The sequence below is a fragment of the Pseudomonas sp. KCJK9016 genome (assembly GCF_046231795.1).
Taxonomy (GTDB): domain Bacteria; phylum Pseudomonadota; class Gammaproteobacteria; order Pseudomonadales; family Pseudomonadaceae; genus Aquipseudomonas; species Aquipseudomonas bananamidigenes.
Genome location: NZ_JBJJMM010000012.1, coordinates 152,992 through 174,787 on the forward strand (window position 1 = coordinate 152,992; position 21,796 = coordinate 174,787).

23 protein-coding genes and 2 pseudogenes are annotated in these 21,796 nt (G+C 61.8%); 13 read left to right on the plus strand and 12 right to left on the minus strand.

Going from position 1 to position 21,796, the window contains the following annotated elements; all coding sequences use genetic code 11:
• Positions 1-34: 34 nt before the first annotated feature.
• Positions 35-817, minus strand: coding sequence for an AraC family transcriptional regulator (locus ACK6BI_RS14340; RefSeq protein ID WP_409317585.1), 783 nt, complete (start codon positions 815-817; stop codon positions 35-37).
• Between the two features lie 137 nt (positions 818-954).
• Here ACK6BI_RS14340 and ACK6BI_RS14345 point away from each other — a divergent pair, with 137 nt between their 5' ends.
• Positions 955-1,182, plus strand: coding sequence for a DUF6555 family protein (locus ACK6BI_RS14345; protein ID WP_065259393.1), 228 nt, complete (start codon positions 955-957; stop codon positions 1,180-1,182).
• 38 nt (positions 1,183-1,220) lie between these two features.
• On the plus strand, positions 1,221-1,493 hold the full coding sequence (locus tag ACK6BI_RS14350) for a hypothetical protein (protein ID WP_409317586.1): 273 nt from the start codon (positions 1,221-1,223) through the stop codon (positions 1,491-1,493).
• A 23-nt stretch (positions 1,494-1,516) separates the two neighbouring features.
• On the opposite strand, the gene ACK6BI_RS14355 is transcribed toward ACK6BI_RS14350, so the two are convergent.
• From ACK6BI_RS14355 to ACK6BI_RS14365, 3 genes are all read right to left on the minus strand, one after another.
• Positions 1,517-1,684, minus strand: a complete 168-nt coding sequence (locus tag ACK6BI_RS14355; protein ID WP_082302398.1) for a metallothionein — start codon at positions 1,682-1,684, stop codon at positions 1,517-1,519.
• Between the two features lie 69 nt (positions 1,685-1,753).
• Entirely contained in the window at positions 1,754-2,209 is a 456-nt protein-coding gene (locus ACK6BI_RS14360; RefSeq protein ID WP_409317587.1) for a DMT family transporter, read from the minus strand.
• A 4-nt stretch (positions 2,210-2,213) separates the two neighbouring features.
• Positions 2,214-2,702 carry a DMT family transporter gene (locus ACK6BI_RS14365; RefSeq protein WP_409317588.1) on the minus strand — a complete coding sequence of 163 codons (489 nt, stop codon included), beginning with the start codon at positions 2,700-2,702 and terminating at the stop codon, positions 2,214-2,216.
• A 111-nt stretch (positions 2,703-2,813) separates the two neighbouring features.
• On the opposite strand from ACK6BI_RS14365, the gene ACK6BI_RS14370 reads away from it, so the two are divergent.
• A complete protein-coding gene (locus ACK6BI_RS14370; RefSeq protein WP_409317589.1) occupies positions 2,814-3,749 on the plus strand; it encodes a LysR family transcriptional regulator in 936 nt (311 codons plus the stop codon).
• Between the two features lie 21 nt (positions 3,750-3,770).
• Here ACK6BI_RS14370 and ACK6BI_RS14375 read toward each other — a convergent pair whose 3' ends face one another.
• The 3 genes and pseudogenes from ACK6BI_RS14375 to ACK6BI_RS14385 all read right to left on the minus strand — a co-directional run bounded on the left by ACK6BI_RS14375 (position 3,771) and on the right by ACK6BI_RS14385 (position 6,863).
• Positions 3,771-4,592, minus strand: a complete 822-nt coding sequence (locus tag ACK6BI_RS14375) for a methyl-accepting chemotaxis protein (RefSeq protein ID WP_404820940.1) — start codon at positions 4,590-4,592, stop codon at positions 3,771-3,773.
• 84 nt (positions 4,593-4,676) lie between these two features.
• Positions 4,677-5,453: pseudogene (locus ACK6BI_RS14380) on the minus strand (cache domain-containing protein); the annotation flags it as partial.
• A gap of 93 nt (positions 5,454-5,546) precedes the next feature.
• Positions 5,547-6,863 carry a Na+/H+ antiporter family protein gene (locus ACK6BI_RS14385; RefSeq protein WP_260520208.1) on the minus strand — a complete coding sequence of 439 codons (1,317 nt, stop codon included), beginning with the start codon at positions 6,861-6,863 and terminating at the stop codon, positions 5,547-5,549.
• A gap of 992 nt (positions 6,864-7,855) precedes the next feature.
• Here ACK6BI_RS14385 and ACK6BI_RS14390 point away from each other — a divergent pair.
• Both ACK6BI_RS14390 and ACK6BI_RS14395 read left to right on the plus strand, forming a co-directional pair.
• Positions 7,856-8,467 (plus strand): annotated as a pseudogene (locus ACK6BI_RS14390) (HAMP domain-containing protein); the annotation flags it as partial.
• Between the two features lie 102 nt (positions 8,468-8,569).
• Complete coding sequence (locus ACK6BI_RS14395) at positions 8,570-9,325, plus strand: methyl-accepting chemotaxis protein (protein WP_404820941.1); 756 nt, start codon at positions 8,570-8,572, stop codon at positions 9,323-9,325.
• Positions 9,326-9,366: 41 nt separating this feature from the next.
• On the opposite strand, the gene ACK6BI_RS14400 is transcribed toward ACK6BI_RS14395, so the two are convergent.
• The 4 genes from ACK6BI_RS14400 to ACK6BI_RS14415 are packed head-to-tail and all read right to left on the minus strand — an operon-like array spanning position 9,367 to position 11,968.
• Complete coding sequence (locus ACK6BI_RS14400) at positions 9,367-10,680, minus strand: ATP-binding protein (RefSeq protein ID WP_409317590.1); 1,314 nt, start codon at positions 10,678-10,680, stop codon at positions 9,367-9,369.
• Positions 10,677-11,345, minus strand: a complete 669-nt coding sequence (locus ACK6BI_RS14405) for a response regulator transcription factor (RefSeq protein ID WP_409317591.1) — start codon at positions 11,343-11,345, stop codon at positions 10,677-10,679. The genes ACK6BI_RS14400 and ACK6BI_RS14405 overlap by 4 nt, the downstream gene beginning before the upstream one ends.
• A gap of 3 nt (positions 11,346-11,348) precedes the next feature.
• Positions 11,349-11,660, minus strand: a complete 312-nt coding sequence (locus tag ACK6BI_RS14410) for a PepSY domain-containing protein (protein ID WP_409317592.1) — start codon at positions 11,658-11,660, stop codon at positions 11,349-11,351.
• Entirely contained in the window at positions 11,660-11,968 is a 309-nt protein-coding gene (locus ACK6BI_RS14415) for a PepSY domain-containing protein (RefSeq protein WP_409317593.1), read from the minus strand. The genes ACK6BI_RS14410 and ACK6BI_RS14415 overlap by 1 nt, the downstream gene beginning before the upstream one ends.
• A gap of 145 nt (positions 11,969-12,113) precedes the next feature.
• Here ACK6BI_RS14415 and ACK6BI_RS14420 point away from each other — a divergent pair, with 145 nt between their 5' ends.
• The 7 genes from ACK6BI_RS14420 to ACK6BI_RS14450 all read left to right on the plus strand — a co-directional run bounded on the left by ACK6BI_RS14420 (position 12,114) and on the right by ACK6BI_RS14450 (position 19,707).
• Positions 12,114-13,193: a patatin-like phospholipase family protein gene (locus tag ACK6BI_RS14420; protein WP_409317594.1), complete on the plus strand. Its 1,080-nt coding sequence runs from the start codon at positions 12,114-12,116 to the stop codon at positions 13,191-13,193.
• Positions 13,194-13,278: 85 nt separating this feature from the next.
• Entirely contained in the window at positions 13,279-13,635 is a 357-nt protein-coding gene (queD, locus tag ACK6BI_RS14425; RefSeq protein ID WP_007955941.1) for a 6-carboxytetrahydropterin synthase QueD, read from the plus strand.
• 84 nt (positions 13,636-13,719) lie between these two features.
• Entirely contained in the window at positions 13,720-14,532 is an 813-nt protein-coding gene (locus tag ACK6BI_RS14430) for an alpha/beta fold hydrolase (protein WP_409317595.1), read from the plus strand.
• A gap of 179 nt (positions 14,533-14,711) precedes the next feature.
• A complete protein-coding gene (codB, locus tag ACK6BI_RS14435; protein WP_409317596.1) occupies positions 14,712-15,983 on the plus strand; it encodes a cytosine permease in 1,272 nt (423 codons plus the stop codon).
• A gap of 13 nt (positions 15,984-15,996) precedes the next feature.
• A complete protein-coding gene (gene codA, locus ACK6BI_RS14440; RefSeq protein WP_409317597.1) occupies positions 15,997-17,232 on the plus strand; it encodes a cytosine deaminase in 1,236 nt (411 codons plus the stop codon).
• A gap of 114 nt (positions 17,233-17,346) precedes the next feature.
• On the plus strand, positions 17,347-18,003 hold the full coding sequence (locus ACK6BI_RS14445; RefSeq protein ID WP_409317598.1) for a carboxymuconolactone decarboxylase family protein: 657 nt from the start codon (positions 17,347-17,349) through the stop codon (positions 18,001-18,003).
• A gap of 141 nt (positions 18,004-18,144) precedes the next feature.
• Positions 18,145-19,707 carry a glucan 1,4-alpha-maltotetraohydrolase domain-containing protein gene (locus ACK6BI_RS14450; RefSeq protein ID WP_409317599.1) on the plus strand — a complete coding sequence of 521 codons (1,563 nt, stop codon included), beginning with the start codon at positions 18,145-18,147 and terminating at the stop codon, positions 19,705-19,707.
• Positions 19,708-19,717: 10 nt separating this feature from the next.
• Here the strand turns inward: ACK6BI_RS14450 and ACK6BI_RS14455 are convergent, their stop codons facing one another.
• A complete protein-coding gene (locus tag ACK6BI_RS14455; protein ID WP_409317600.1) occupies positions 19,718-20,713 on the minus strand; it encodes a diaminopimelate epimerase in 996 nt (331 codons plus the stop codon).
• Between the two features lie 270 nt (positions 20,714-20,983).
• On the opposite strand from ACK6BI_RS14455, the gene tssI reads away from it, so the two are divergent.
• Positions 20,984-21,796 (plus strand): type VI secretion system tip protein TssI/VgrG (tssI, locus tag ACK6BI_RS14460; RefSeq protein ID WP_409317601.1); only part of this gene is annotated, 813 nt, incomplete at its 3' end.

Consider the following 21,796-nt stretch of genomic DNA (forward strand, 5'->3'; position numbering starts at 1 on the left):
CGCCTTCGCGAGCAGGCTCGCTCCCACATGGGTTTCAGGGAAAGGGCAAAATGAATTGCGAAGGCGCGACACCCAGTTCACGGCGGAACATGTCGCTGAAACTGCTGGGTGAATACCCCAGCTCCCGGGCAATCGCGCTGACCGGTACGCCCTGAATCAACTCGGCCACCGCCGTCGCCAGTTGCACCTGACGCCGCCATTCGGCGAAGCCCATGCCCAGTCCTTCCTTGAACAGCCGCGCCAACGTTCGCACGCTGGCCCCGGCGTTTTCGGCGTGTTGCTCGAAGGGAATGTCCAGCGACGGCGCAGCCATCACCGCCTGACACAAACTCATCAGTCGCCGGTCGGCATCGTCCGGCAGCGTGATCTTCAACTGTGAGCGCCTGGCGCGTTTGAGTTCCAGCAGCGCCAGCCCGACCAGCGCTTCGTAATATTCGGCATCGCCGTGGTCACCCTGCTCCACCAGCCCGACGATCAGCTCGCGCAACAGACCGCCGACCTCGATCACCTGCACGGTTTCATCCAACGTCGCCGCCAGCGCCGGACGCAGATAGATATTGCGCATCTGCAAATCCGACACCACCCGGATCCCGTGGGGCACGCCAGGCGGCAACCACACCGCGCGCTGCGGCGGTACCACCAGCGCCTCGTGCGGGGTTTCGACCCACATCACTCCGCTCATCGCATACAGCAACTGGCCCCAGACATGCTCATGCGGTTCGATGAACAACCCGCGCGGATAGGTGCGCGCCAGCGGTTGTACGGGCACGTCGGTGTCAGTGAGGTCAGGAGGTGCGGCGAGGGCCATGCGCAACATTCATCGGGATTGGCGAAGGCGTCATGGTAACCAGTCAGCCCGGTCACTCGCCATTGATAGATACCGTCGGACAATCCGAGTGAATTTTCCCGATGCGCAGCGATCCCTCTATTACCACAGGGAGGAAGACCGGCTTTATGAACAACGCAAAACTGTTTGTCATCGAATACACCCTTCACGGCGCGCCCAAGTCGTTCATTATCCGCTCGGACAGAATGGACAACACCGAGGCGTGGCACTGGGCGAGTTGCGACGCCGGGGTGGGTCGCATCCCGCGTTTCGGCCGGGAGAAAGTGCAAAAGACCAGCAAGCCGATGGCAGAAAAATTCGGCGTGGAAAACGTGACGTGGCGCCCGGCAAGCTAAGCTGTGGCGAAGGCGGGGACTATTCGGGGGGAATACACATGACGACCATCAGCAGCCCGGCGCATCTGGACTATGGTCTGGACACACTCTTTGGCCGTATGACCCGCAGCGTCGACTGTCCGGTGGGCCTGGAGCCCGTCGAACACGATCCCTTCCGCTTCGCCCTGCGGGTCCCGGCGCCCTTGCCGGAAGATCTCGAAAAAGCCAAAACCGTCGTCGTCAACGTTGAAGGCCGTCGGCTGCAAGGTACCGTCCGCCATATCGAACGGCTGGACGATGACAGCCTGAAACTGGAAGTGGAGCCTGACTAGGCTCCACGTTTTCATGCCTTCCGTTATTTCGGATGCGCGCAGTGACATCCCTTGCCGGAACATTCTTCACCGCCCTTATGGTGATGTGCACAGGCTTCGCAGCAATAGTGCTTGCCGTGCGCCACATAAGAATGGTCGCCTTCCTTGATCTTGCAATTACAGCCCGGGCAATCGCATTTTCTATCTGGCATGGTACAGACTCCTTCGGTGGTGGTTGTCTGAGGCCTCAAGAGCAGGCCGTACCACCAGTGTAGAAGCTGTCAGTCCGCCTGCCGCACACTGCTGCGATACATGAACACCAGTGCCAGCCCCAGACAGGCCATCGCCAGAATCCGCGAACCCGACAACTCAATGGCGGGGTTGCCCAGCCAACCGAAATTGTCGATCAACATCCCCATGCCCAGTTGCCCGACAATGACCGCCACCGTCGCCACGGCCGTACCGACGCGCGGCACCGCACCGACCATGACCATCATGTAAACCACGCCGAACAGCGCCCCGGTGAGCTGCCACTTCGGCACGTCCAACAGGCTGACCGCATGGGCAGGCTCGAAAAACAGGATCAGCAGCCCCGTACTGACAGCGCCGACCACGAACGTCAGCAGGCTACTGCGCAAAACCCCGACGGTCTCCCCCAGTCGCCCATTGATCGCCGCCTGCACACTCAACACCGCGCCGGCCAGCACCACCACTGCCAACAAAATCGCCAGACTCATCTCATCAACCCCGCGCAATCAAAATCAGTGCCGCCACAATCAACCCCAGCGCCAGCCAGCGCTCGCCGTTGACCTTCTTGCGCGTGGCGCCAAACCAGCCGAAATGATCGATCAGCACACTCTTGCCCACCTGCCCGGACAGAATCGCGATCATGGTCATGGCGATGCCGATATACGGCGTGGCCAGGGTCAGCACCACTACATACATCGGCCCCAGAAACCCGCCGATCAACTGCCAGCGCGGCAGGTCGGTCAACGCCGGGCCTGTTTGCGGCCCCGCAAACAGCAGCAGCAAAAACAGAATCGCCGAGCCGACACCGAAAATGCTCAAGGTCGCCCACAAATGCCCGACCTGTTCACCCAGCGGCCCGAGCAACCCGGCCTCCACCGACAGGCCCATGCCGGCCAGGATCACCAGCGGCAGCAGCAACCAGCGCAATCCGGGCCGGGCGACAGGTGCCGGCGCAGCAACCACTTCATCAAACGACTGCATCTATAAAACCTCTGAAGGAAACGATGGCGCGGATTATCGGCTGGCGCAGCTGTGCGATAAATGGGAGCATCCTGACAACACTTTTGCGCAATTCGCACAGCAGGACACGCAATGCACGGGCTCAACGAACTGGGATTCAAGGCGCTAAGGCTGTTTGTGGCGGTGCTCGATCACGGCAGTTTTTCCGAGGTCGCCCGGCGCGAAGGCGTGGCGCCCTCATCGATTTCCCGGCAGATCCAGTTGATGGAACAGGCGCTGAACCAGCAACTGCTCTACCGCCATACCCGCGCGGTCACGCCGACCGAAGCCGGACGCATGCTCGGCCACCACGCTCGCCTGGTGCTGGTGCAACTGGAGGAAGCCGAACAGGCGTTGCAGGAACAGCAAAGCGAACCCACCGGACTGGTGCGGATCAACGCCCCGGTGGTGTTCGGCCAGCGTCATCTGACGCCCTGGCTGGGCCGTTTGTGCGAACGCTTTCCGAAGTTGCAACTGGACATCCAGCAGACCGATCACTACATCGACCCGTTGCAGGAAGGCGCCGATCTGCTGTTTCGCATCGGCCCGTTGCACGACTCGAGCATGCAAGCGCGGATACTCGCCCCGCACCGCTTTCAGGTCGCGGCCAGTCCGGCGTATCTCAAGCGCTTCGGCACGCCGCTGCATCCCGAAGACCTCGCCCGCCACCAGTGCCTGGCCTATAAGGGCGCGACCGGTCAGCAGCGCTGGTTCTTCCGGCGGGATCAGGGCGAGTGGACGCCATATTCGGTCAAGGGTCCGATCACCGGCAACCACGCCGACACCCTGACCCAGGCCGCAGTACAAGGGTTGGGGCTGGTGATGTTTCCGTCATGGCTGATCGGCGAGGCGGTGCGCGAGGGCACGCTGGTGCCGGTGCTGGGGGAGTATCAGGTGTCGAACAGCGTGGAGCCGCAGCAGATTGCCGTGCTGTGGCCGGGGAGCCGGCGGTTGTCGGTGAAGGTGCGGACGGTGATTGATTTCTTTGTTGAGTGTTTTGGGGAGGTGCCGTATTGGGACAGACCCTGACGGTCTGCCCCGGCAACGCCGTCAGATCCGGAACTGGCCCACCAACTTGCCCAACCGCTGCCCCAACTCCGCCAGACTGCGCGAAGTCTGCGCCCCCAACTGGGTCTCGTCCGCCACGTTATCCACCGCCACCGCAATCTGATGCACGCTGCGGTTGATCTCTTCCGCCACCGCCGTCTGCTCTTCGGCGGCGCTGGCGATCTGCGCGTTCATCGAGTTGATGGTCGCAATCAAATCCGCCATGGCATCCAGCGATGCCCCCGCCTGATTCGCCTGCGCCGACGTACCGTCACCGGCCTCGCTGGAGCGGCGCATCGCTTCGACCGCCGACTGTGTACCGGCCTGCAAGCGGTCGATCATGCCCTGGATTTCCTGAGTGCTGATCTGCGTGCGTGAAGCCAGCGCCCGCACCTCGTCCGCCACCACCGCAAACCCGCGCCCGGCCTCGCCAGCCCTTGCGGCTTCAATCGCGGCGTTGAGGGCCAGCAGGTTGGTCTGTTCGGCAATCGAACGAATCACCCCGAGCACGCCAACGATCGACGCCACGTCCTGCTGCAAGCTGTCGAGGGACACACCGCTGCTGCGGATGTCGTCCACCAGCGCATGAATCTGCTTGATGCTGCCGGCCACCACGCGCTTGGCAGTCTGGCCTTCTTCGTCAGTCTGCTGTGCAGCGACCGCAGCATTCTGCGCACTCTTGGCGACTTCCTGAGCAGCAGCGGACATTTCATTGATCGCCGTGGCCACCTGATCGGTCTCGTGGCGTTGACGTTCCATGGCCTGATCGGAACGCTGGGCCTGATCCGACACCTGGTTGACCAGTCCGGTCAGTTGCGTGGTCATCTCGGTGATCTGCCGCACCAGACCGTGGATCTTGTCGACGAAACGGTTGAACGAGCCGGCCAGTTCGCCGAGCTCGTCCTGACTGGTGAGGGTCAGGCGCCGGGTCAGGTCGCCCTCGCCTGCTGCGATGTCATCGAGGTTGGCTTTCATCAGGTTCAGCGGCCGCAGAATGGTATTGGCCAGCACCAGTCCCGCCACCGCGATCAGCAGCAACACAATCACCGCCACGCCGACGATGCTCAGCACCACGCCTTCCATGCGCTCCTGAACCTGAGCCTGCACCAGCGCCACTTGCGCCTCGATGCCGTCGAGGTTGACCGACGTCCCGACCGCCATGTCCCACTTCGCCAGGTATTCGGTGTAGCCGAGCTTCGGCACCAGCACCTGTGCATTGCCCGGCAGCGGCGAGCTGTATTGCAGGTAGTGAGTACCGTCCTTCGCCACTTTCACCAGGTCGCGGTTGACGTAGACGCCGTTCGGGTCGCGGTTGTCCTTGAAGCTTTTGCCCACGCCTTCGGGATCGTTGGCCTTGAACAGGCGCACGGTCTCGGAGTCGTAACCGAAGAAATAGCCGTCCTTGCCGTATTTGATGCCCGACAGCAACTTGATCACCTGCGCCCGCGCCTCTGTATCACCGGGGGCGGCCGCGTCGTACAACGGCTTGATGGTGGTCATGGCCACCGCGACATAGCTGGCCAGGGTGGCCTTTGCGTCGCCGAGCAGGCGTTCGCGGGTCTGTTCGACTTCCTTGTGCGCCTGTTCCTGGAGAATGAACAGCGTGGTCAGGCTGATCACCAGCGCAAAGAGCAAGACCGGAAGGACGGCAAGGGACAGGACTTTAGCCTTGAGGCTCAGGCGCATGGGGGGCTCACTCTTTTGGTTTTATTGGCGTGGTTAAAGGCTTTAACGGCATGCCGGATCAAAAGTTGAGTGAGCCCAGGGCAGGTGGCAGATCTACAGGACCATCGCGGCCACCCAGCCGAACGCCAGCAACGGCAGGTTGTAGTGCAGGAAGGTCGGCACCACGGTGTCCCAGATGTGGTGATGCTGGCCGTCGATGTTCAGGCCTGAGGTCGGGCCGAGGGTCGAGTCCGAGGCCGGCGAACCAGCATCGCCCAGCGCCCCGGCCGTACCGACGATGCAGACGATGGCAATCGGGCTGAAACCCAGTTGCACGCACAGTGGTACGAAAATCGCCGCCAGGATCGGCACAGTGGAGAACGAAGAGCCGATGCCCATGGTCACCAGCAATCCGACCAGCAGCATCAACAAGGCACCGATGCCTTTGCTGTGGTTGATCCACGACGCTGAAGACTCGACCAGCGTCTGCACCTCGCCAGTGGCTTTCATTACTTCGGCGAAACCGGAGGCAGCGATCATGATGAAGCCGATCATCGCCATCATCTTCATGCCTTCGGTGAACAGGTCATCCGTCTCGCGCCATTTGACGATGCCTGATGCCGAAAAGATCAGGAAGCCGGACAAGGCACCGATAATCATCGAGTCCAGCAGCAACTGAATGATGAAAGCGGCTGCAATGGCAACACCGGCGATCATCAGGCTGCGCGGGTTGTATCGCACCGCCACTTGCTCGACCTGTTCGATTTTTCCCAGATCGTAAACGCGCTTCTTGCGATAACTGATGAAAGCCATGCCCAGGCCGGCCAGCATGCCCAGCGCCGGAATCCCCATCGCATGAGTGACGTTGATGCCGCTGACATCCACGCCGCTGCGGGCGACGTTGGCCAGCAGGATTTCGTTGAGGAAAATGTTGCCGAAGCCCACCGGCAGAAACATGTACGGCGTGATCAGACCAAAGGTCATGACGCAGGCGATCAACCGACGATCCAGTTGCAGCTTGGTCAGCACATATAAAAGCGGTGGCACCAGCAATGGAATGAACGCAATGTGGATCGGCAGGATGTTCTGCGAAGCGATCGCCACCACCCACAGCAGGCCGATCAGCAGCCATTTGACGCTGCCGCCGCCGGATGCGTGCTGGCGGTCGACCATGGCCAGGGCCTTGTCGGCCAGCGCGTGGGCCAGACCGGACTTGGCGATCGCCACGGCGAAAGCACCCAGCAAGGCATAGGACAACGCCACCGTCGCCCCGCCGCCCAGGCCACTGTTGAACGCCTTGAGCGTGGCGTCGATGCCCAGGCCGCCGGTCAGGCCACCGACCAGCGCACCGACGATCAACGCGATCACCACATGCACACGGGACAGGCTGAGGATCAGCATGACGCCGACCGCAGCAATCACTGCATTCATTTCACTACCTCAAAAACACGACGGTAAAGCCATTCACCGCCAGACAGGATGAGTCCGCCCGGCAAGCCACGAAGGGCGCCAGCGGATTGGCATGGAGGGTCTTATTAGAAGGGCGCGCACTGTGCCGCAGAGCGGGCGCAGTGTCAAAGCGACCGGTCGCGTCACTGTGTAACTTTCCATGATCAAACCGGCGACAACGGCATATCCGCCACAAAGTGCGTCAATTCGCCATATTGCCTTTGCGCCATAAAGAAAGTCGAAACGCGGCCGTTACAGTGCAAAGTCTCAGATATTTATCGAATAAGGACGTTTCCATGTCGCTCAGACAACTTTCCATCCAATGGAAAATCACCCTGCTCGCCGGCTTGTGCCTGGCCGGTATCGTGACCCTGTTGGTGGGTCTTTCGCTGTATCGCATGGAGCACAGTTCTGAACTGGTCAAAGCCTCCAGCATGGAGATGCTCACCGAGTCGGCCCAGGCTCGCATCGAATCCCAGGGCGAGGTTCAGGCCGCGGGCATTCGCCAGCAGTTCATGGACGCCTATCAATATGGCCACGGCTTCTCACGTCAGGTGCTGTTCCTGCGCGAACAGGCCGAGAAGCGCTTCCTCGATGCCTTCGACCTGCGCGAGGACATGACCCGTCAGGTGAAGTCCGCCTTGCAGGCCAACCCGGAATTGCTCGGCCTGTCGCTGGTGTTCGAAGCCAACGCGCTGGACGGCAAGGACGAGCTATTCGCCGGACAAAGTGAATTAGGCAGCAACGACAAGGGCCGCTTCGCCCTGTACTGGTCGCAGCCGACCCCGGGCAAACTGACCTCGATGGCGCTGCCGGAAAGCGACATGGCCGACACCAGCACCGGCCCCAGCGGCCAGGCCGCCAACGCCTGGTTCACCTGCCCGCGCACCACGCTCAAACCGTGCGTGATCGAACCCTACTTTTATGTGATCGACGGGCAAAAGGTGCTGATGACCAGCATCGTGTTCCCGCTGATGGTCAACGGCAAAGTCATCGCCTCGCTGTCGGTGGACATCAACCTCAACAGCCTGCAGGCCATCAGCCAGGGCGCAAGCAAAAAGCTCTATGACGGCCAGACTGCCGTGAGCATCATCAGCCCGGTGGGCCTGCTCGCCGGTTACAGCCCGGACGCCGGCAAGCTCAGCCAGCGCCTCGATGCCGTGGACACCATCAGCGGCGCCGAACTGCTGCGCCTGCTGACGTCGAGCAAAACCGTCAGCAGCCTGCACAGCAACGCACAGCTGAAAGTGCTGTCGCCGTTCCAGCCGATTCCTGGCGGCCCGTCCTGGGGCGTGCTGCTGGATGTGCCGGAAAAAGTCCTGGTCAGTCGCGCCGAAGCACTCAAGCAGCAACTGGATGCCAGCAACACCTCGGGCACGCTGATCGAGCTGAGCCTCGGCGTACTCGCCGCCCTGCTCGGCCTGCTGCTGGTCTGGCTGACGGCACGCAGCGTGACCCGACCGATCCTCGGCGTGGCGGACATGCTCGAAGACATCGCCAGCGGCGAAGGCGACCTGACCCGCCGTCTGGCCTACGACAAGAAAGACGAACTCGGTCAGCTGGCCGGCTGGTTCAACCGCTTCCTCGACAAGCTGCAACCGATCATCGCCGAGGTAAAACGCTCGGTGCAGGACGCACGCAACACGGCCGACCAGTCTTCGGCCATCGCGACCCAGACCAGCGCCGGCATGGAGCAGCAATACCGTCAGGTCGATCAGGTCGCCACCGCGTCCCACGAAATGAGCGCCACCGCCCAGGACGTAGCCCGCAGCGCCGCGCAAGCGGCCGAAGCGGCCAAGGATGCCGACCGCGCCACCCGCCAGGGCCTGACCGTGATCGACCGCACCACCGCCAGCATCGACAATCTTGCCGCCGACATGAGCGCCGCCATGGTGCAGGTCGAAGGCCTGGCCGCCAACAGCGAAAAAATCGGCACTGTGCTGGAAACCATCCGCGCCATTGCCGAGCAGACAAACCTGCTGGCGCTCAACGCCGCCATCGAAGCGGCCCGCGCCGGTGAAGCCGGACGTGGCTTTGCGGTGGTGGCCGACGAAGTGCGCAACCTCGCCCGCCGCACCCAGGAATCGGTGGAAGAAACCCGCCAGGTGATCGAGCAACTGCAAAGCGGCACCCAGGACGTGGTGGGTTCGATGGGCAACAGCCATCGTCAAGCTCAAGGCAGCGTCGAACAGGTCGGCCAGGCCGTGACCGCACTGCGCCAGATCGGCGATGCGGTGACTGTGATCAGCGACATGAACCTGCAGATCGCCAGCGCCGCTGAAGAGCAGAGCGCGGTGGCCGAAGAGATCAACAACAACGTGGCGACGATCCGTGATGTGACGGAGTCGCTGTCGGGGCAGGCGAATGAGTCGGCGCGGGTGAGTCAATCGCTCAATAGCCTGGCGAATCAGCAGCAGAGTTTGATGGATCAGTTCCGCGTTTGACGCTCGAGCCCGCTCACCACAGATTCCTGTGGGGGGCGGGTTCACCGCCGAGGTAGTTGAATCTCCACCTTCAACCCACCCCACTCACTCTCCCCCAGCACCAGAACCCCGCCCCACGTCTCGACGATATCCCGCACAATCCCCAGCCCCAATCCATGCCCATGGGTCTGTTCATCCAGCCGCGTGCCCCGGCTGAACACCTGATCGCGCTGCGCCTCGGGAATCCCCGGCCCATCGTCTTCCACGCTCAGCACAAACCCTTCAGCCGTCTCGACCACGCTCAACCGCACCTCGGCATCCGCCCATTTGCAGGCGTTGTCCAGCAGATTGCCGAGCAGTTCCAGCAGGTCCTCACGGTCCCACGGCAATTGCAGCCCGGTCGGCGCGACGTAGCGCAACGAAAGGTGTTCGCCATGGATCATGCTCAACGTCGCCAGCAACCCAGGCAGTTCCGCATCGCAATCGAACAGCGCGCCCGGCAACGCATCGCCGGAAAGCCGCGCACGGTTGAGCTCGCGGTTCAGCCGTTGCTGCACCTGTTCGAGCTGTTCCTTGAGGATCCTGCGCAACTCGGGATGGGCATCAAGCTGTTCGTTCGAGGCCAGGCTCAGCAACACCGCCAGCGGGGTTTTCAGCGCGTGCCCGAGATTGCCCAGAGCATTACGCGAACGCTTGAGGCTGTCTTCGGTGTGGGCCAGCAAATGGTTGATCTGCGCCACCAGCGGTTCCAGCTCCGCCGGCACTTGTTCATCGAGCTGCGAACGCTGGCCCTGCTGCAACTGGGCAATCTGTTCGCGGGCCTTTTCCAGCGGACGCAAGGCCCGATGCACGGTCAGACGCTGCAGAATCAGGATCAGCAGCAATCCGGCCAGCCCCAGACCCAGACCGATCTGGCGCATGCGCTGGAAGCTCTCGCGCACCGGGGTGTAATCCTGGGCAACACTGATGGAGATCGACTGGCCAAGCCGTCGATAGTCCGAGCGCAGTACCAACAGTTGCTGTCCATCCGGCCCCAGTTGCAGGTTGCTGTGCAGACCCGGTTGCGGCAACAGCGGCAGGTCCTGATCCCACAGCGAACGCGAACGCCAGTGACTGTCGGCAAAGTCGATGCGGAAATAATGGCCGGAAAACGGCCGCTGATAGGCCGGCGACAGGTGTCGCTCATCCAGTTGCAAGCCTTGCGGACCACGCACCAGCGCCACCAGCAGGCTTTCGCTGTCGTTGCGCAGGCCGGCTTCGAGATAACGCTGCAACCCGACCTCGAACAGCCACAGGCTGACTTGCGCCAGCACCACGCCGACCACCACCATCACGCTGATCAGCCCCAGGCTCAAGCGGCGCTGGATCGACCTCACGAAGCCTGTCCGCCGAACAGATAACCCTGGCCGCGACGGGTTTCGATCACGCTTTTGCCCAGCTTGCGCCGCAGGTGATTGACGTGGACTTCCAGCACGTTGGAATCGCGCTCGGTCTCACCGTCATAGAGGTGCTCGGCGAGGTGACTTTTGGAAAGAATCTGTTCCGGGTGCAGCATGAAATAGCGCAGTAGACGGAATTCGGCGGCGGTCAGTTGAATATCGGCGCCGTCACGCACCACGCACTGACGACCTTCGTCCAGGTGCAGCCCCGCGGCCTTGAGCGTCGGCTGGTTGGCCTGTCCCTTGGAGCGGCGCAGCAGCGACTGAATGCGCAAGTACAGTTCTTCCGGGTGGAAAGGTTTGGTCAGGTAATCGTCGGCGCCGGCCTTCAGGCCTTCGATGCGCTCGGCCCAGGAGTCCCTGGCCGTGAGGATCAGTACCGGCGTCGCCAGCCCGCCCGCGCGCCATTGCGCCAGCACCTCAAGGCCCGGCACACCCGGCAGGCCCAGATCGAGAACGATCAGGTCATAGGGTTCGCTACAGCCCTGATAAACCGCGTCACGCCCGTCCGCCAGCCAGTCCACGGCATAACCCTGGCGCTGCAGGCCGGCGATCAGCTCATCGGCCAGAGGGACGTGGTCTTCCACCAGAAGCAAACGCATCGTTCAATCTTCCTTGTCTTTGAGTAAACGGCCGGTGGCGGCTTCGAGATGAAGTTCACGGGTCATGCCGTCGACGGTCAGCAACTCGACTTCGTAAATGTAGACGTCGTGCTTTTCTTCCAGCTCGACCTCCAGCAGTCTGGCGCCGGGATAGCGATCCATTGCGTTGTGCAGCACCTGCTCCAGCGGCAGGATCACCCCCTGCTGGCGCAAGCGCAGGGCTTCGTCCTGATCGAGATCGCGAGCCCCGGCCACTGAACAGACAATCAAAAGCGCCAACGCGGTTCGACCGCCGGCACGAGCACTGAGCTTCATTACGTATCCTGATGATCCTTGAGCAGTTGCCCGCTGACCGCGTCCAGTTCCACATCCCATTCCAGCCCCTGCGAATCGCGCAGATCGATCCGATAGAGGTACTTGCCGTACTTCTCTTTCAGCTCGGCGTCGGTAATGGTGGCGCCCGGATGCCTGGCCAGCGCCGTGGCATTGAGTTGCTCGAAGGGCACGATAGTACCAGCGTCGAGCAAACGTTGGGCTTCGTCCGGGCCAAGATCCCGGGCCTGGACCAGGCTGGCGCTCAATCCGATGAGCGAGGCAAGGCTCAGGGCAGTCAGGGTTTTCATGGAATCTCCGTGTTTTCAGTGCCGCTATGGACAGCACCCTAACGGTGCGAACTTAACTGAAACTGAATGGCCATCATCGGGCCAGCTTCAGCAAGGCCGGCAACATGTGCTTATAATCTTTCGCTTGCTAACGATCGAGACCGGTATGACCGCCATCCACATCAAGTTCCCTGCCCTCACCCTCAAGGCCGGCCCTCGTGCCATGGCACGCATCCGTCACCAGGGCCTGAATGCCGCCGACGTCGGTACCCTGCCCGGTGCAGCCGGCGGGCCGAAAGCGCTGGGGATTCAGGGACTGGATCTGGCGCTGTTCGGCGAGTGGCTGCCGGCGGCGCCGCGTGAGCGTTCGCTGATCGGCGCGTCGGTGGGTTCCTGGCGCTTCGCCAGCGCCTGTCTGCCGGATGCCGCTGAAGGCATTCGCCGCCTCGGCCATCTGTACACCGAGCAGAACTTCAACAAAGGCGTGACCATCGGCGAAGTCAGCCGCAGTTCGCAGCGCATGCTCGACGACCTGCTGGACGGCCGCGACGCGGTACTGCTCGACAATGCCCATTACCGCTTGAACATCATGGTGGTCAAAAGCCACGGCGGGTTGGCTGACGACCATCGTGGCCGGCTCGGGCTGGCGCTGGGTTCGGTGATCGCCGACAACTTGCGGGGCCGCGCACGGCTGTCGCGGCACTTCGAACGGCTGATCATCCACGACCCGCGCCTGGCGCCGCCGGTGCATGCGCTGAACGATTTCCCGTCGCGTTTCGTCACCCTCAACGCCGGTAACCTGCGCCAGGCATTGCTGGCTTCGGGCTCGATCCCGATGGTCATGGAAGGCGTGCGCGACCTGCCGGGTGCCGGTGCCGGCACATTCCGCGACGGCGGCCTGCTGGACTATCACCTCGACCTGCCCTACAGCGGCGACGGCATCGTGCTCTACCCGCACTTCACCGACCGAGTGATTCCGGGCTGGTTCGACAAGACCCTGCCTTGGCGCAAAGCCTCGACCGAGCGCTTGCAGGACGTGCTGTTGCTGGCGCCGTCGAAGGAATACCTGGCGCGCCTGCCCTACGGCAAACTCCCCGACCGTAACGATTTCAAGCGTTTCATGGGCGATGCACCGAGCCGGCAGAAGTACTGGCGCACGGCGATGGACGAGAGCCGCCGGCTGGGCGACGAGTTCCTCGAACTGACTGCCAATGGTCGCCTCGCCGAGCGCTTGCTGACCCTTTAGTCAGTGTTTTGCCCGCAGCTCTGGTAGACTCGCCGCCTGCCCGAATCGCTGCGGCGACCGTCACCTGAACAGAGCTGAAATCACTGTGGAAATTTTCAAAGAGTTCACCTTCGAATCCGCCCACCGCCTGCCCCACGTCCCGGACGGCCACAAGTGCGGACGCCTGCACGGTCACTCGTTCAAAGTGGCGATTCACCTGAGCGGCGACCTCGACCCGCACACCGGCTGGATCCGCGACTTCTCCGAGATCAAGGCGATTTTCAAGCCGTTGTACGAGCGTCTGGACCACAACTACCTGAACGACATTCCGGGCCTCGAGAACCCGACCAGCGAAGTGCTGGCCAAATTCATCTGGAATGAATTGAAGCCCCTGCTGCCGGAACTCAGCGCCATCCGCATCCATGAGACCTGCACCAGCGGTTGCATCTATCGCGGCGAGTGAATCCCGTGACACAAAAAACCACCGAGACCGGTGGTTTTTTTACGCCTATGCTTTTTGGCTCGAACCCGCCAAGAGGACGGCCCCATGACGGACTGGCTGCTGGATCAGGTCTTTGAATTCAACGGGCGACAGATACGCCATGGGGTGCGCGGCGACGGCCCGCCGCTGGTGTTCGTGCACGGCACACCCTTCTCTTCTTACGTGTGGCACCGCATCGCACCGCATTTTTTTTCCAGCCATCGGGTGCATTACTTCGACTTGCTGGGCTACGGGCGGTCCGAGCAACCGGACGCCGACGTCTCCCTCGGTGTGCAGAACGTATTGCTCGCGCAACTGCTGGATCACTGGGGCCTGCAGCGCCCGGATGTGGTCGCCCACGACTTCGGCGGAGCCACCGCCCTGCGCGCGCATCTGCTCAATGGCAAGGATTACCGCAGCCTGACCCTGATCGACCCGGTCGCACTGACGCCCTGGGGCTCGCCGTTCGTGCAGCACGTGCGCCAACATGAAGCAGCGTTCAGCGGTCTGCCCGACTACATCCAGCGCGCCATCGTGCCGGCCTACATTCGCGGGGCCATTCACCGGGACATTCCCGATGATGAACTGGCGCCTTACGTGCAGCCGTGGCTGGGTGATCCGGGGCAAGCGGCGTTCTACCGACAGATCGCGCAGATGGACCAGCGTTACACGCTGGAAGCGCAGTCGTTGTACCCGACGATTCGCTGCCCGGTGCAGATTCTCTGGGGCGAAGCGGATCAGTGGATTCCCGTTGAGCGCGGACGCGAGTTGCACAACATGATCCCGGGATCACAGTTTCACCCGATCCCGAATGCCGGGCATCTGGTGCAGGAAGATGCGCCTGAAGCCATTGTTGCCGCCCTGCTGCGTTTTCTCTGACCCGAAAATCACCTGTGGGAACCAGCCTGATGGCTCCCGCATTGTGCTTCAGCGGAGGCCGGCGCACCGCTTTCGCGCCAAATCAGCCACCTCGTCTATACATAAACCCGTCAATCCGAGACTGGCACGACCGCTGCAACCTCCTCGCGTCCTCCCTTTTCCAGCAAGGAACGCCCCCCATGACGCAGAACGATCCCGGCAACGATTATCCCCTCAGCGAAGTCCCCATGCACGCGCGTAAAGGCCTGGCCTCGACGGCCATGGTGCTGCTGGGCTTCACCTTCTTCACCGCGACCATGTTTGCCGGCGGCAAGCTTGGCGTGGTGTTCGACTTTGGCGAGATGATGGCGGTGATCATCATCGGCAATCTGTTGTTGGGCCTGTACGCCGCCGCATTGGGTTACATCGCCTTCAAGAGCGGGCTGAACTCGGTGCTGATGGGGCGCTTCTGTTTCGGCGAAGTGGGCAGCAAGCTCAGCGACCTGATTTTGGGCTTCACCCAGATCGGCTGGTACGCCTGGGGTACGGCGACGGCAGCGGTGGTGCTCGGCAAATATTTCGCCCTGGACGACGGCACGGTGCTCGGGCTGATGGTGCTGTTCGGCCTGGTGTTCTGTGCCACGGCGTATGTCGGGTATCGCGGACTGGAGATTCTTTCGTACATCGCGGTGCCGGCCATGATGTTGCTGCTGATGCTGTCGATGTGGGTGGCCACAGTGAAGGTCGGCGGCCTTGATGGTTTGCTGGCCGTAGTACCGACCGGTTCGCTGGACTGGTCCACCGCCATCACCCTGGTATTCGGCACCTTCGTCAGCGGCGCGACCCAGGCCACCAACTGGACGCGTTTCTCGCGCTCGGCGCGGGTCGCGGTGCTGGCCAGCCTGATCGGCTTTTTCATCGGCAACGGTCTGATGGTGCTGATCGGCGCATATGGCGCCATCGTCTACCAACAGCCAGACGTGGTCGAAGTATTGCTGCTGCAAGGTTTCGCCATGGCCGCAATGGCCATGCTGCTACTGAATATCTGGAGCACCCAGGACAACACCATCTACAACTTCGCCGTCGCCGGCTGCAACCTGTTGCGCACCGGACGCCGCAAGACCGTGACCCTGGCCGGTGCGGTGATCGGCACGCTTCTCGCGCTGTTGGGCATGTATGACATGCTGGTGCCTTATCTGATCCTGCTCGGCACGGTGATCCCGCCGATTGGCGGTGTGATCATGGCGGACTTTTTCTTCCGCTGGCGCGGGCGTTATCCGCGTCTGGCCGACGCACGGTTACCAGCGTTCAACTGGCCGGGGCTCGCGGCTTACGCGGCCGGAACCGTCGCGGCGTTCGGCTCGCCGTGGGTCGCGCCGCTGGTCGGGATCGCCGTTGCCGCGTTAACGTATATCGCAGTGACCGGCCTGCTCGGCGCCCGTAACGCGGCCGCCCCCCTACAAGATCTATAAAAGGATTCGCCCGATGCACATCATCAACGCCCGACTGCGCAACCAGGAAGGTCTGCACGAACTGCACCTGGAAGACGGCCTGATCCGCAGCATCGCACGCCAGACCGAAGCGCCGACACTGGGTCCGGACGACCTCGACGCGGGCGGCAATCTAGTGGTGCCGCCCTTCGTCGAGCCGCACATCCACCTCGATGCCACCCTGACCGCCGGCGAGCCGCGCTGGAACATGAGCGGCACGCTGTTCGAAGGCATCGAATGCTGGGGCGAACGCAAGGTCACCATCACCCAGGAAGACACCAAAATCCGGGCCAGGAAAACCATTCAGACGTTGGCCGCCCACGGCATCCAGCACGTGCGCACCCACGTCGACGTCACCGACCCGCAACTCACCGCGCTCAAGGCGATGCTCGAAGTGCGCGAGGAAAGCCGTCATCTGATCGACCTGCAAATCGTCGCGTTCCCACAGGAAGGCATCGAGTCGTTCAGCAATGGTCGCGAACTGATGGAAGAAGCGATCCGCATGGGCGCGGACGTGGTCGGCGGGATTCCGCATTTCGAGTACACCCGCGATCAGGGTGTCAGCTCGGTGAAGTTCCTGATGGACCTGGCCGAACGCACCGGTTGTCTGGTTGACGTGCACTGCGACGAAACCGACGACCCGCATTCGCGCTTCCTCGAGGTGCTGGCCGAAGAGGCTCGCAGCCGCGACATGGGCGCACGCGTAACCGCCAGCCACACCACTGCGATGGGCTCCTACGACAACGCCTACTGCGCCAAACTGTTCCGCCTGCTCGGCCATTCAGGGATCAGTTTTGTCTCCTGCCCGACCGAAAGCATTCACCTGCAGGGCCGCTTCGACACCTTTCCGAAACGCCGGGGCGTGACCCGCGTGAACGAATTGCTCGACGCCGGCATGAACGTCTGTTTCGGCCAGGACTCGATCGTCGACCCGTGGTATCCGCTGGGCAACGGCAACATCCTGCGGGTGCTCGAAGCCGGGCTGCACATCTGCCACATGCTCGGTTACCGCAACCTGCAGAACGCCCTGGATCTGGTGACCGACAACAGCGCCAGGGCCATGCACCTGGGCGAACGATACGGTCTTGAACCGGGCCGCCCGGCCAACCTGCTGATCCTGTCGGCAGACAGCGATTACGAAGTGATCCGCAGCCAGGGCCTGGCGCTGTATTCGATCCGCGGCGGCAAGGTGTTGATGAAGCGACAGATGCCGGTGGTGGAGTTCGTCTAAGGTGTAGGGGTCGGCGTCGCAACGGCGCCGACCTATCCCGATGGACGCTCTGTCATGCCGTAGTTCGCGCGTAGTTGCTCCGCTGCCATCCTCATTGATGCACGAGGACGCGACATGCACCCAAAAACCGCTTCTGATCCCATGGCCACGCTGTACCGCGAAGGCCGCCATACGTTTGTCGATCTGGTGCCCGATGGCGGCGCTCGACTCGATGCCTTGTTTCACACCGTTCCTGCGTTGGGCGAACTGGCCGTTGGCGTGGTGTATGGACACTTGCACGCGCGCCCAGGTCTCGACCCACGCATGCGCGAGGCGGTGTCATTTGCCGCCGTTGTCGCGTCGGGCATGGTCGGACCACCGCTCAGCGTGCACCTCAAGACCGGACTCGCGTCAGGCCTGGCGTCCGGCGAAATGACCGAGGTGCTGCTGCAGGCCTCGGCCTTTGCCGGTTTTCCGCGAGCCGTGAGTGCAGCGGAGCAGCTCAATCATTTATTTGCAGAAGCAGGCCTGGCCTCACCCCCACCGCCCACGCCAAGAGAAATCTCTCTGAAGTTCTGCACAGCGGTTCGCGAGGGCCACCCACCGATCCCGGTCAGTGCGGCGGTGAAAAGGCTACTGCGCGATGCCGACCGGCTGGCGATACAGGCCTGCACGGCACAAGCAGTGATCGTCGAATGTTTCAAGGATGCGCAGATCACTCCGCAGGCACTGCTGCATCTGACAGTGGACACCGAGGCCGTGGTCGCCGTGACACTGTTCAAGGCTCATTGAGCCGAGAATTCTCATGGTTATGGTTCAGGGCGGCGTTATCGCAAAACGGTAGCGTCGCCCTGTCAGATCTGACAGGCGACAACGACCGTCAACCGGCTCACAGTAAACCCCAAGGGATCCATCGTTCCCGGGGGGACGATCATGAAAGGGACTTCACTTTTCCGACTTTTTTTTGCTATCTGCCTTGCAATCGCCACGACCTCCGCATGGGCCGGCGTACGAAACGGCAACGGTGAAGAAATCCTGCTGCAAGGCTTCCACTGGAACTCCAGCCGCAATCCTGTGCCCTGGTACTCGGTGCTTGCACAGCAAGCGGCAACCATCGGCAACGACGGCTTTACGTTGATCTGGATGCCGCCTCCATGGACCGATTCCTCACAGTGGAACACCCCCACGGCAGCCGGCGGCGGTGAGGGCTATTTCTGGAACAGCTTCGACAAGAACAGCCGTTACGGCAGTGATCAACAACTCAAACAAACAGTGCTGGCGCTCAATAACGCTGGCGTGAAAGTCGTCTTCGACGTGGTACCCAATCACATGAGCGACAAAGCGGTCTATTCAATGTTTCCGAGAGGGACCAACGAATGGCGGCAAGACTGCATGCAATGCGATGAGGGTGACGCGTTCATGGATGGCGCCGCGGATCTGAACACGGCCAATCCTGCGGTTTTCGAAGCGTTCAAAAACGAATTCATCAATCTGCGTGAAAACTACGGCGCCCAGGGGCTGCGCTTTGACTTCGTCCGTGGTTATGCACCGGAAACGGTGGACCGCTGGATGAACGCCTTCAGCAACCAGCAATTCTGCGTCGGTGAAAACTGGAAAGCCCCCAACGAATACCCGCAGGATGACTGGCGACACAATGCAAGCTGGCAAGATGTGCTCAAGGACTGGTCGGATCGCTCGCACTGCACAGTGTTCGATTTCGCCCTCAAGGAGCGAATGCAAAACGGCTCGCTGGCCGAGTGGCGCCACGGTTTGAATGGCAATCCGGACCCGGCCTGGCGCGCAATCTCGGTGACCTTCGTCGACAATCACGATACCGGTTATTCGCCAGGTGCTTACGGTGGCCAACATCATTGGGCCCTGCCCGATCCACTGATCAATATGGCGTACGCCTACATCCTCAGCAGTCCCGGCACACCCACGGTGTACTGGCCGCATATGTACGATTGGCAGAGGGATCGATTGATCCGGCAATTGATCAGATTGCGCAAGAGTGCCGGTATCCGCGCTGATTCGCCGATTCGCTTCAACACCGCTTATTCAGGCCTGGTCGCCACCACATCGGGGGCGCGCGGGACTTTGGTAATAGCGCTGAAATCCGATCTGCAACAGTTGCCGCAAGGCCTTGGCACGCCAGCCTTGAGCTGGGATAACGGCGATATCCGTATCTGGAGCAACCCTGTCGAACTGGCGACCGTTGCAGTCAACGTGCATTGCGACAACGCCAATCCGCAACCCGGCGAACGGGTCCTGGCAGCAGGCTCATCTCTGGAGTTCGGGGCATGGGATCCCCAACATGCTTTGGCACTGACGCTTGCCAATGGCCGCTGGAACGCTACGGTCAACCTGCCAGCTCAGCAGCACATCGAGTGGAAGTGCATCGTGCGGGGGCAGGTTCCGGGAGCGGTGTATTGGCAGACGGGGGCGAACAACTCATTCATCAGCGGGGCAGTGAACGACGCTGTCGGACGGTTCTGATCCAGCATTTCTATATTTTCCCTGTGCGTATTGCCGTGCCGAACAGGCGCACCCGGATCAGTTCACCATCACTCTCTTCCATTAATACCGGTGCCGTTCCACCCGGCATGACCACCTGCACTTCTCCCGCCGACACCCAGCCCACCCGCCACGCCGCACACGCCACGGCACTGGCGCTGGTGCCAGAGGAAGCCGTCGGGCCTTCGCCTCGTTCGAATACTCGCGCCGCGATGCGTTGATCGCCTGCGTGCATCGCCCACTGCAGATTGACCCCGGCCGGGCACGGCTGGCCGGCGCCGACGGGCATGGCGAAGGCGATGGCGGTCAAACTGTCTGCCAGCGGCGATTCAAGCATCTGCGCGTTGCTCGGCAGTGCCGCTTTACCCTCCACGAGTGTCACGCAATGAGGATTGCCGATGCGCACGAACTGGCTGTGCACCCAGGCAGGATCGAATTGCGCCAATGGCCTCACGCGGCTGACTTCCACGTTGTTGAACTGCACGGGTTCAACGCCGACGGCACCGACGGCCTGCGGGCCAAATCCCGGTTTCCCGAGATCCAGCCAGAAGCCTTGCACGCCGTCCACTTCTGCCGGCCTGACGGAAACGGGCACTGGCGATGACGCATCCTGCTTGTCGTGATGCACCCGCAACGTCGCGCCCACTTCCGGCATCAGCCCCTTTTCGAGCAGCGCCTGAGAGAAAATCGTCAAACCATTGCCACTGCGTTCGGCCAGCGTGCCGTCGGTGTTGACGATCAGCAGATCAAAGGGTGGCGAGGACTGGAACGGGCCGATCAACAAGCCATCGCTGCGATGGTGTTTGGCACCGGCAGGACGAATCGCGTCAGGCCATTGGCAGAATGCCTCAATGACCTGCTCGCTCCATGCGGTTCTGAATAAAGCGGCATCTTCAGCGCTGGCCGGCAGGTTGATGCCTGCCTCACGCACCTGTCGGGGTGAAACCACGCCATAGATATTGCCCCGTGCATCGTAGAACTTCGCCATCTGTCTTTCCTGCGCTCACGTTCCTGTCAGCGCTCCACTCTACTGCCTGACGGGACCGACAACCACGAGAAAGCATCAGCAAAAGCGATATCACTTTGCCAAGAAATATTTCGTATCAACTTCAAGAAAACCTTCTAAACCGGTGCTTTCGTGGCATGTGCGCAACTTTTTGCGCAACTTTTAGCCTTTATGATCCGACTCGGTTCTGAATCAGGTCTTCGCCGACGGTAGAACTTTCAGGAGATTCGGTTTCATTTCAAGGAGCGCCAAATGTTCAATCCGGCCAACGAAACGCACTTCAGCCTGACGGTCGACGGCTCTCAAGGCGGGCAGGTGGGCGACCTGCAAGTCCTGTCGTTCACCGGCACCGAAGGCATCAGCCAGCCGTTCCGTTTCGACCTGGAACTGGTCAGCGAAAACCCGGATCTGGACCTGGAAAAGCTCCTGCACAAACAGGCGTTCCTCGCCCTCGATCCGCAAGGCTCGGGCATCCACGGCCAGATCTACCGTGTCGCCCAGGGCGATGCCGGCAAGCGCCTGACCCGTTACAAGGTTTCGCTGGTGCCGCAATTGCAATACCTGCATCACCGCACCAACCAGCGCATCTACCAGCAGATGTCGGCGCCGAAAATCATTGCGCTGATCCTCGACGAGCACGGCATCAAGGGCAACGCCTACAGCTTCCAGCTCAGCCAGCCGTGCCCGGATCGCGACTACTGCGTGCAGTACGACGAAACCGACCTGCACTTCGTCCAGCGCCTGTGCGAAGAAGAAGGCATTCACTACCACTTCCAGCACAGCAAGAAAGGCCATCTGCTGGTGTTCGGCGACGACCAGACCGTGTTCCCGAATCTCGGCCAGCCGACCGCGTATGTGCAGGGCAGCGGCATGGTCGCCGAAGAGCCGGTGATCAAAGGCTTCAAGCTGCGTCTGGAAACCCGCACCAGCCGCACCACCCGCCGCGACTACGACTTTGAAAAGCCGCGCCTGCAAATGGAAGCGGCCTACAAACCGGATGGCGAGAGCACCGAGCCGGATCTGGAAGACTACGACTACCCCGGCCGCTTCATCGACCGCGCCCGT